This is a genomic window from Mycobacterium sp. IDUB_28 (assembly GCF_055419285.1).
The window spans coordinates 1-423 of sequence record NZ_JBVAXK010000044.1 but is presented as its reverse complement, the minus strand read 5'-3'; the positions used below and the strand labels follow the sequence as shown (position 1 = coordinate 423).

Sequence of the window (423 nt, the reverse complement as noted above, 5' to 3'; positions counted from 1 at the left end):
GGTGGTGTCGTAGCGGTCGTCGGGGTTTTTGGCCATCCCTTTGGCCACCACGGCGTCGAGTTGGGCGGGCAGGCCGTGGCGCAACACCGACGGACGCGGCGGCGGCTGGGTCAGATGCCCACCCAACTGCTGCTCGAGACTGTCCCCCGGAAACGGCTGACTGCCCGTCAAACACTCATGCATCACACACGTCAACGCATAGATATCAGCCCGATGATCGGTACTGTCCCGCGTCATCCGCTCCGGAGCCAGATACGCCCAACTCCCGATCACATTGCCCGTACTGGTCAACGACGTCTCCCCCGCACTACGGGCGATCCCGAAATCGATCAGATACGCAAAATCATCCTCAGCCACCAAAATGTTGGACGGCTTGACATCGCGATGCACCAAATCGATCCGATGCGCCGCATTCAACGCCGA

General features: G+C 61.0%; 1 protein-coding gene. It reads right to left on the bottom strand.

Annotation, left to right across the window (positions count from 1 at the left end):
• Positions 1 to 423, bottom strand: a 423-nt coding sequence (locus ACZYZ9_RS26470; RefSeq protein ID WP_463829112.1) for a serine/threonine-protein kinase, incomplete at both ends; no start/stop codon positions are given.